Origin of the sequence: Streptomyces otsuchiensis (assembly GCF_004305975.1) — a bacterium.
Lineage (GTDB): Bacteria > Actinomycetota > Actinomycetes > Streptomycetales > Streptomycetaceae > Streptomyces > Streptomyces otsuchiensis.
The window spans coordinates 1-9,265 of sequence record NZ_BHZI01000229.1; the positions used below are offsets into that span (position 1 = coordinate 1).

Here is a 9,265-nt window from a genome sequence, read left to right on the forward strand (position 1 = left end):
GGCCACGCCCGGTCGGGGCGGGACGCGGGGTCGGTAGGGCGGGACGCGGGGTCGGTCACCGGGCGGTGACTCAGGTAGTGTCTTCTCGGCCGTCCGCCGTGGGGTAACAGGTAGCCCGCAGGACTTTGAATCCTTGTAGTGCTGGTTCGAATCCAGCCGGCGGAGCCCCTTCCACGCTGCCGGGCGGCGAGCCGCACGGCGATCCTGCCCGGCGACCTGCCCGGCGACCTGCCCGGCGGCGACCTCAGACGCGGCCCAGCTCCCGCAGACAGAGCTGTTCGTCGGCGCGCAGTTGCTCGACGACCGGCGCCTGGGGTCCGGCGCTCGCCACGTAGGCCCGCAGCAGCAGCCGCACCTCCGGCAACGCCGTCGAGTAGTCACCGCTGTCGAGGAGCGCCGCCGCGTACTGCTTGCGCAGGGTGCGCACCACGGTGGAGTCCTCGCCGTACTGGGCACCGGCCGGCGGGAGCGCGCGGCGGAGCAGCCCGGCGGCCGGGCCGGAACGCCCGGCGTTCAGCTCGCGCTTCGCCTCTTCCACCAGATCGGCGACCGGCACCTCGGCCGGGGACCCACCGGTGCGCGGGACTTCGGCGGTACCCGGGGGGCCCGTGCGGCGCGGGTCGGCCGACGCGGCGGCGAGCGGCGGCTCCGTGTTCGACGTGACACGCGGGTCCCCGGTCGCCGCGCCGGCGCCGTGCCCGGACCGCCGCGGCGGCCACGGCGCCAGCGGGTGTGTGTAAGGACGGGTGGGGTCCATCTGCCGGCCGGGCGGGTCGGCGAGCACCCCGGCCCGGGGCAGGAGCGGTGCCAGCTCCGCGTGCAGCTGCTGCGCGTCGGCGGGGCGGCCCTGCGGATCGGCGACGAGCAACCGGTGCAGCAGGGACGTGAGCGCGGGTGGCGCGTCCGGCCGGAAGGTAGCGAGCGGTTCGGGCTGCTCGTGCAGCTTCTTGTAGAGCAGACCGGTGGCGTCGCCCGCACGGAACGGTGTCTCACCGGCGAGCAGCTCGTACCCGAGGGTGCCCAGTGCGTAGAGGTCCGCGGCGGGCCCGACGGTGGTTCCGCCGAGCGCCTGTTCCGGCGCCATGTAGAGAGGGGTGCCGATCATGGTGCCGGTGCGGGTCAGCCGGGTCTCCTCGTCCTCGCCGCGCACGGCCGCGATCCCGAGGTCGAGGATGGTCAGCCGTCCGTCGGGGCGGATCATGATGTTGCCCGGCTTGAGGTCCCGGTGCACGACACCGACGGCGTGCACGGCGACCAGGGCGGAGCTGACCTGTGCCAGCACGGCGACCACCCACTGCCACGGGTAGGGGTCGTTCTCCGCCAGGTGGTCGGCGAGGTCGCTGCCGTCGACCAGCTGCATCACCAGATACATGGTGTCGTGCTCGCTGCCGGCGTCGTGCACCGCGACCAGGCCGGGGTGGTCGATCCGGGCCGTGGCACGGCTCTCCCGGAGGAACCGGCGGCGCAGTTCGTCGGGGTCGGTGGTTCCGGCCAGGGAGGCCAGCCGTCCGGCCTGGAGGAGCTTGACGGCCACCTTGCGGCCCCCGAGGGCGAGATCGCGGCCCAGCCAGACCTCTCCCATGCCGCCTCGGCCGAGCGGGTGGACGAGTTCGTAGCGCGCGGACAGCACCGTGGCGGTCATCTGCGGTCGTCCCCTCCGCGCAGCAGGTCGCCGAGTTCGTCGAGTTCGGAGACGGCCTGCCGGATGCGGGGGGAGGCGCCCGGCCCGCCGCTCGCCGGACTGTCGGGCCCGGTGCCAGGGGCGGTGCCGGGGGCTGTGCCGGGGTTGGTGGCGGGCGCGGTGCCGGGGTTGTCGCCGGGCTGTGCGCTCGGCGGGGCCGACGCGGCTGCGGCCGGGGCGGGGCCGCCTGCGTCGAGCCGGGTACGCGGGTGGGCCAGGTGTCCGCGGGCGTCCGCTCCGGGACCGCTTCCGCCGGGCGCCCCCGGTGCGGCGGTGGAGGGCGTCCACGGTGGCGGGGTCGATCCGGCCGGCCCGGTGTGCGCGTAGGGCGCGGCGGGGGCGGGCGGTCCGGGAAGCGGTCCGTACCCGGCGGTGGGGTACCCCGGCTGCGGGTAGCCATAGGCCGCCGGCGCCTGGCCGTAGCCGGGCTGCGGGTAGCCGTATCCGGGAGGGGGTCCCGGTACCGCGCCGGTGCCGGTGCCGCGGGGTGGCAACGGGACGTCGGCGACGACGGCGTGGACGACCGCCCCGACACCGAGCGAGAGCATCACGACCCCGACGGCCAACGCCTGGAGGTCTGTCATCTCCTCACCGCTCGGCACCCGCGCGAGCAGGAACACATAGACCACGGTCAGCACCGCGAATCCCACTGCGGCCACCCGGTCCTGCGCCCGCTGGCGAAGCAGGGCGATCCGCAGCGAGGGCACCCAGGCGAGCAGCCCGAGGGACCACAGCGGAAACGTCGCGAAAAAGATCCGTAGCGCGAGAGCGCCCCCCGGCGAACGTCTCATGGCTCCCCCCTCGGTCGCACACAATATCGCCGCAACTCCGGCACGGGCCAAGGGTATCGGCTCACCCAGGCGGAAGCGTCCCGTCCGCCAGGCCGTCCACCGTTCCCTGGACGAACTGCCGCCCCAGTTCGACGGCGTGTTCCAGCGCCGCCTCGAAGGTGGCCAGGTCGCGGAAGCGCTCACCGTAGCGGCGCTGGTCCGCGAGGGGGATGCGCGGGACCTTGAGCCGCCGGATGTCGATCCGGGTCGCCCGCGAGGCGTAGCTGCTGGCCTGCCGGGTGTTGCTGCTGCCGCGCACGAACCCGGCGAGGAACCATGAGTCCAGCGCCTCCGGATCGGGGCGCAGCAGGGCGAGCCGCCCGTCGACCGGTGGCCGCGCGCCCTCGACCGTGACCACCTGTGCGGCCGCGCCGTCCGGGGCGGACAACAGGGGCACGAAGACGTCTCCGGGCCGCGCCGTGGGGAGCTGGGCTCCGGAGGTCAGCGCCGTGTGCACCTCCACCGCTCCCCCACGGACCAGTTCACCGATGGTGACGCTGGCCCACTGCGGCTCCTCGGCAACCGGGACGGATACCGACGGCCCGTGGTCGGCTCGCCGGGCCGGACGCTGTGCGGCCCCGTCCGCCACGGGGGGCAGCAGGCTGGTGGACCGGTTGAGGGTGTCGCGCAGCTCGCGCTCTATCCGGGTCAGTGCCGGGCCGCCCGCGACCCGGGGCCGAAGATGCCGCGCGGGGGTCAGGTCGGTCTCGTCGTCGAGCAGGTCGATGGCGGGCAGCACCCGGCGCAGCCCGGGGATCTCCTCGAACTCCCGCGAACCGCGGTGGGCGGCCCAGGCGTCGGTCACCGCCGTGTGCAGCTCGGGCCAGGAGAGGCCGCCTCGCTCCTCGGCCGCGAAGTCGGTCGCGGTGTCGACGAGCAGGACCGTGGACGTCGGGGCTGCCTCGGCGTCGGGCCGGCCGAGCACCCAGAGATGGAGCGGCAGCCCGTGCGGGGGCGCGACCCCGGCGGGCAGCGCGATGACCGCGCGCAGCGCGCCGCGCCGCAGCAGCGCGGACCGGACACGGCGGCCCGCCCGGCGGGAAGCGACCGCGGGCGGCAGCAGCAGCACCGCGGTGCCACCTGGTCGCAGCCGTGCCAGGGCGTGCTGGACCCAGGCCAGTTCGGACTCACCGCGCGCCGGGAGGCCGTACTCCCATCGGGCGTCGTACGCCAGCTCGTCGTGGCCCCAGTGCCGCTCGTTGGCGGGCGGGTGACACAGCACGACCTCGACGGTGGCGTCGACGTGGGCGTCGTCGAGGAGGCTGTCGCCGGCGTCGACGCGGACGGTGCCGGCGCCACGCAACGCCAGCCGCAGCCCGGCGAGCCGCGCCAGCGAGCGATCCTTCTCCTGGCCCCGGAGTTCTCCGGGGACACCGTCGCCAGCACGGCCCCGCGCGGCGGCGACGAGGGTTCCCGCACCGCACGCGGGGTCGAGCACCGAGTCGGCGGCACCGGCCAGTTCGGCCATGAGCGCGGCCGTCTCCGGTGGCGTGTAGGCGATGTTGAGCGTCTCCAGGTGGCGTTCGAGCAGGGCCTCGTAGGCGGCGGCCGGGCCGTGGTCGGCGGCGAGCAGCGCGACCGCCTCGGAGAGGGTGGCGGACGCGGCCGCCGGCCGGGCCGGGGAGCTGTCCCCGAGGAGGTGATCACCCACGGCGGCCAGCGCGGGTGCGGCGCCCCCCGGTTCGGCCTGGAGCAGCTGCCACGCGCGCTCCTCGGCGGAGACCCGTGCGAGCTTGCCGTGCGCCCGCAGCCACTCCTCTACCTCCGTGAGGGCGAAGGCGGGGCTGCTCCCGGCACCCCCGACGGGCTGCGGGAAGTCCTCGTGGCGGCGCCGCCAGTTGCTGACGGCGGCCCGGCCGACCCCGGCGAGACGGGCGATGCCCGCCGCGGTGACCTCTGCCCGGTCTCCGCCCGCCGTCTGGGTGTCCGTTGCGCTCACGCTCTCACTCCCCGTCCGTTCCACCGCGTCTGTTCGGCGGTGGCTCCAGTGTCGGCGAACGTACCGGTACACGGCAAGGGTATCCATTCATCAATTCGAGTGTTGACATGGTTCACAGTCGCATGCTCTGATGGCTCCGCCGGTTCACAACCGCCGGCTTCGAACCGGGAGGGGAAGCAACACCATGGGGAACACCAAGATCACCGCCAGAGTCCGTCCGATCGCACGGGGCTTCGCGCGGCGCCGGATGCTGGCCGTCGCCGGGGTGACCGGCGCGGCGCTGGTGATGGGGGGCATGACCGCCTGCACGCCGGATGACGGCGACAAGCCCAAGCGCGACGACAGTTCGGCCGCCACGGAGGACACCGCCGACGGCGAGGCGGACCAGGCCGACGCGGGGGACGACGAGGCCGAGGGCGACGACGGGCAGTCGGGCGTCTTCGCCATCGGCGACACGGCGGTCTACGACAACCTCGGCGTGAAGGTCACCATCAGCGACCCGGAGGTGATCGAGCCGGAGAGTGAGTGGGACGAGTGGGGCGCGGAGGGCTTCACCGCGATGGCCTTCACCGTGGTGATCGAGAACGAGGGCGAGGAGTCCTACAACGGCGACCTCACCGTCTTCAACGCCCGGGCAGGCGAGGACGGCGTGGAGGCGGAGAGCGTCTACGCCTGGGACATCATCGGCGACGGCTCCTTCGGCACCGTCCTGCCGGGCAACAAGGCGACCGCGAAGATAGCGTTCGACGCCCCCGAGGACGCCGGCTCCCTCACGATCGAGCTGTCCGACCTGAACGACTGGGAGTCGGAGTCCGCCTTCTGGACCCACGAGTTCTGATCGCTACCGCCCTATGACGGCCCCCGACGGCACAGCCGCCGGCCCGGTGCGAGGGGACGCATCGGGCCGGCGGGGGGCGAGACGGCGGGGGCGGCGCCGAGAAGCTACCGACCCGGTCGTCGCCCCACGTCAGGATCCGGGGATGGTGGTGAGGAACTCCCCGGTCCAGGAAAGCAGTTCACGACCGGTCACCGGCTTGCCGCCGACCCGGGCCGTCATGGGGCGCGGCACCAGCACCTGCGACGTCGCCTCCTTGATGAGCGAACCCGGGTAGACCCGCTTGAGCCGCAGCTCCTGGGACTCGCGCAACTCCACCGGTGAGAACCGGATCTTGTTGCCCTGAAGGGTGATGTCACCGACGCCACAGGAACGGGCCAGCATCCGAAGGCCGGCCACCAGCAGCAGATTCTCGACCGGCTCCGGCAGGGCCCCGTAGCGGTCGGTCAGCTCCTCGCGCACCGCCCGGACGTCCTCCTCCGTGGAGGCGGCGGCAATGGCCCGGTATGCCTGGAGGCGCAGCCGCTCGCCCGGTGCGTAGTCATGGGGCACATGGGCGTCGACCGGCAGCTCGATCTTGACGTCCAGCAGTGTCTCCTCCAGCTCACCACCGGATTCCAGCGCGGCGCGGTAGTCCGCGACCGCCTCACCCACCATCCGCACATACAGATCGAACCCGACTCCGGCGATGTGGCCGGACTGCTCGCCGCCGAGCAGGTTGCCGGCGCCACGGATCTCCAGGTCCTTCATGGCCACGTACATGCCGGCACCCATCTCGGTGTGCTGCGCGATGGTCGCCAGCCGCTCGTGCGCGGTCTCCGTCAGCGGCTTCTCCGGCGGGTACAGGAAGTAGGCGTAGCCGCGGTCGCGGCCCCGTCCCACCCGGCCACGCAGCTGGTGCAGCTGCGAGAGCCCGAAGGTGTCGCCACGCTCCACCACGAGGGTGTTGGCGTTGGAGATGTCGATACCCGATTCCACGATCGTCGTGGAGACCAGCACATCGAACTTCTTCTCCCAGAAGTCGACGACCACCCGTTCCAGCGCCGACTCCGACATCTGCCCGTGCGCGGTCGCGATCCGCGCCTCGGGGACGATCTGCCGCAACCGGGCGGCGGCCCGGTCGATGGACTCCACCCGGTTGTGGATGTAGAAGACCTGTCCCTCGCGCAGCAGCTCCCGCCGGATCGCGGCGCCGATCTGCCGTTCCTCGTAGGGCCCGACGAAGGTCAGCACGGGGTGCCGCTCCTCCGGCGGCGTGGTGATGGTCGACATCTCCCGGATGCCGGTGACGGCCATCTCCAGGGTGCGCGGAATCGGCGTCGCCGACATCGTCAGTACGTCCACGTTGGCCCGGAGCTTCTTCAGTTGTTCCTTGTGCTCGACGCCGAACCGCTGTTCCTCGTCGACGATCACCAGCCCGAGTTCCTTGAACTTCGTCTCGGAGGAGAAGAGCCGGTGCGTACCGATCACCACGTCCACCGAACCGTCCCGCAGTCCCTCCAGCACGGCCTTCGCCTCGCTGTCGGACTGGAACCGCGAGAGCGAGCGCACCCGGACCGGGAACTGCGCGTACCGCTCGGAGAAGGTGCCGAAGTGCTGCTGGACCAGCAGTGTGGTCGGGACCAGCACCGCCACCTGCTTGCCGTCCTGGACGGCCTTGAAGGCGGCGCGGACCGCGATCTCGGTCTTGCCGTAACCGACGTCGCCGCACACCAGGCGGTCCATCGGCACCGGCTTCTCCATGTCCTCCTTGACCTCTCCGACCGTCGTCAGCTGGTCGGGGGTCTCGACATAGGGGAAGGCGTCCTCCAGCTCGCGCTGCCAGGGGGTGTCCGCGCCGAAGGCGTGACCGGGCGCGGCCATGCGCGCCGAGTAGAGCTTGATCAGGTCGGCGGCGATCTCCTTGATCGCCTTCTTCGCCCGGGCCTTGGTCTTGGTCCAGTCCGCCCCGCCCAGCCGGTGCAGGGACGGCGCCTCACCGCCGACGTACTTGGTCACCTGTTCCAGCTGATCGGTCGGTACGAACAGCCGGTCGCCGGGCTGGCCCCTCTTGGCCGGGGCGTACTCCACCAGCAGGTACTCACGGGTGGCGCCCTGCACGGTGCGCTGCACCATCTCGACGTAGCGGCCGACGCCGTGCTGCTCGTGGACGATGTAGTCGCCGGCCTCCAGCGTGAGCGGGTCGAGGGTCTTGCGACGGCGGGCCGGCATCCGGGCGCCGCTCCTGGCGGCGGACTTCTGCCCGGTCAGGTCGGTCTCGGTGAGCACGGCGAGCCGGATGGCCGGTGCGATCAGACCGGTGTCGAGCGACCCGCAGGCCACCTGCACCACCGACGGCGCGGGCGGCCCGTCCACGACGGGGTCCTGGCGGGCCGCGATCCCGGCGTCTCCGAGCACCTCGGCCACACGGGCCGCCGGGCCCTGTCCCTCGGTGAGGTAGACCACCCGCCATCCTTCGGCGAGCCAGCCCTTGGTGTCGGCGAGCGCCCGCGCGGTGTCGCCGCGATAGCTCTCCGGAGCCTTCATGCCCAGGCGCAGGGTGTCGTCGGTGTCGTCCTCTCCCCCGGCCTCGCTGTCGGCGGCGAAGGGGCTGACCGTCCACCAGCCGATGCCCAGCTCCGCCGCGCGCTCCCGTACCTCGGCCAGACCACGCAACGAGGCGGCGCCGAGATCGATCGGCGCCTCCGCGTCGTCGTTCATCGCCGCGGCGGCCCAGGACGCCTGGAGGAACTCCTGGCTGGTCGCCACCAGGTCGGAGGCACGGGTGCGAACGCGCTCGGGGTCGCAGACGACGGCGAGCGTCCGCTCGGGCACCACGTCCAGGAGCAGTTCCATGTCGTCGACGAGGGCGGGCGCCAGGGACTCCATTCCCTCGACCGCGATGCCCTCGGCGATCTTGGAGAGCAGCTCGCCCAGCTCGGGGTGGGCGGCGGCCACCTCGCCGGCCCGCGCACGCACTGCCGGGGTCAGCAGCAGCTCTCGGCAGGGCGGTGCCCACAGGCCGTGTTCCGCGATCTCCAGCGACCGCTGGTCGGCGACCTTGAAGTAGCGGACCTCCTCGACGTCGTCGCCCCAGAACTCCACCCGCAGCGGGTGCTCCTCGGTGGGCGGGAAGACGTCCAGGATCCCGCCACGCACGGCGAACTCGCCGCGCTTCTCGACCAGCTCCACCCGGGAGTAGGCGGCGCCCGCCAGCGCCTCCGTCACCTCGCCGAGATCCGCCCGCTGCCCGCCGCGCAGGGAGACCGGCACCAGGTCGCCCAGTCCCTTGACCTGCGGCTGGAGCACGGCCCGGATCGGGGCCACCACGACCGAGACCGGACCGGTGGCCGGGTCGTCGGCGCTGGGGTGGGCGAGCCTGCGCAGCACGGCCAGTCGCTGGCCGACGGTGTCGGAGCGCGGCGAGAGGCGTTCGTGGGGCAGCGTCTCCCAGGCGGGGAACTCCGCGATGCCGTCGGCGGGCAGCAGGCAGCGCAGCGAGGCCGCGAGGTCCTCGGCCTCGCGGCCGGTCGCGGTGATCGCGAGGACGGGCCGGCCGGCCTCCCGGGCCAGCGCGGCGACGGCGAAGGGGCGTGCCGCCGGCGGTCCCACCAGATCGACGTGCCGACGGTGGCCGGTGCCGGCCGCCGCGACCGCCTCGGCGAGAGCGGGATCGTCGACGACGGCGTCGAGCAGGCCGTAGAGGCTCATGAGCGAAGTTCCATCCCGGTGACTGGGCACACTGCTACCCCCGGACGCACAGGGCGGGCCGGGTTCTCAGGTCTTCCAGACTACGGGCTGGAGCCGGCTCCGGCGCCTCGGCCGGGAGCCTCGGCGGAGCCACCACGGGCCACCCCCGAGGGCGGCTTCGCGCCGCTCACACGCAGCGGTGCCCCCGGCCACGGCGAGCGCGGCGAGCGGTGGGCCGGAGGCCCGGCGAAGACGGAGGCGCGGGCGGCGCGCTCCCGGCGCGTTGTCGACGGAAGGGGGTGGGCGTGCGG

At 73.4% G+C, this 9,265-nt stretch carries 5 protein-coding genes and 1 tRNA gene; 2 read left to right on the plus strand and 4 right to left on the minus strand.

Annotated elements, in window-relative coordinates; genetic code table 11:
* Positions 1–92 precede the first annotated feature (92 nt).
* Positions 93–165: transfer RNA gene (locus E0D90_RS19675), tRNA-Gln, on the plus strand.
* Between the two features lie 79 nt (positions 166–244).
* Here the strand turns inward: E0D90_RS19675 and E0D90_RS19680 are convergent.
* The 3 genes from E0D90_RS19680 to E0D90_RS19690 all read right to left on the minus strand — a co-directional run bounded on the left by E0D90_RS19680 (position 245) and on the right by E0D90_RS19690 (position 4,450).
* The gene (locus tag E0D90_RS19680; protein ID WP_130799460.1) at positions 245–1,642 is read right to left on the minus strand and encodes a serine/threonine-protein kinase; all 1,398 of its coding nucleotides are present in this window, start codon (positions 1,640–1,642) and stop codon (positions 245–247) included.
* Complete coding sequence (locus E0D90_RS19685) at positions 1,639–2,472, minus strand: hypothetical protein (RefSeq protein ID WP_130799461.1); 834 nt, start codon at positions 2,470–2,472, stop codon at positions 1,639–1,641. Before E0D90_RS19685 ends, E0D90_RS19680 begins: the two co-directional genes overlap by 4 nt.
* Before the next feature lie 61 nt (positions 2,473–2,533).
* The gene (locus E0D90_RS19690) at positions 2,534–4,450 is read right to left on the minus strand and encodes an N-6 DNA methylase (protein ID WP_227870344.1); all 1,917 of its coding nucleotides are present in this window, start codon (positions 4,448–4,450) and stop codon (positions 2,534–2,536) included.
* Positions 4,451–4,634: 184 nt separating this feature from the next.
* Between E0D90_RS19690 and E0D90_RS19695 the strand changes: the two genes are divergently transcribed.
* Entirely contained in the window at positions 4,635–5,288 is a 654-nt protein-coding gene (locus E0D90_RS19695; RefSeq protein ID WP_157996897.1) for a DUF4352 domain-containing protein, read from the plus strand.
* A 129-nt stretch (positions 5,289–5,417) separates the two neighbouring features.
* Here the strand turns inward: E0D90_RS19695 and mfd are convergent, their stop codons facing one another.
* A complete protein-coding gene (gene mfd, locus E0D90_RS19700; protein WP_130799464.1) occupies positions 5,418–8,975 on the minus strand; it encodes a transcription-repair coupling factor in 3,558 nt (1,185 codons plus the stop codon).
* Between the last annotated feature and the right edge of the window lie 290 nt (positions 8,976–9,265).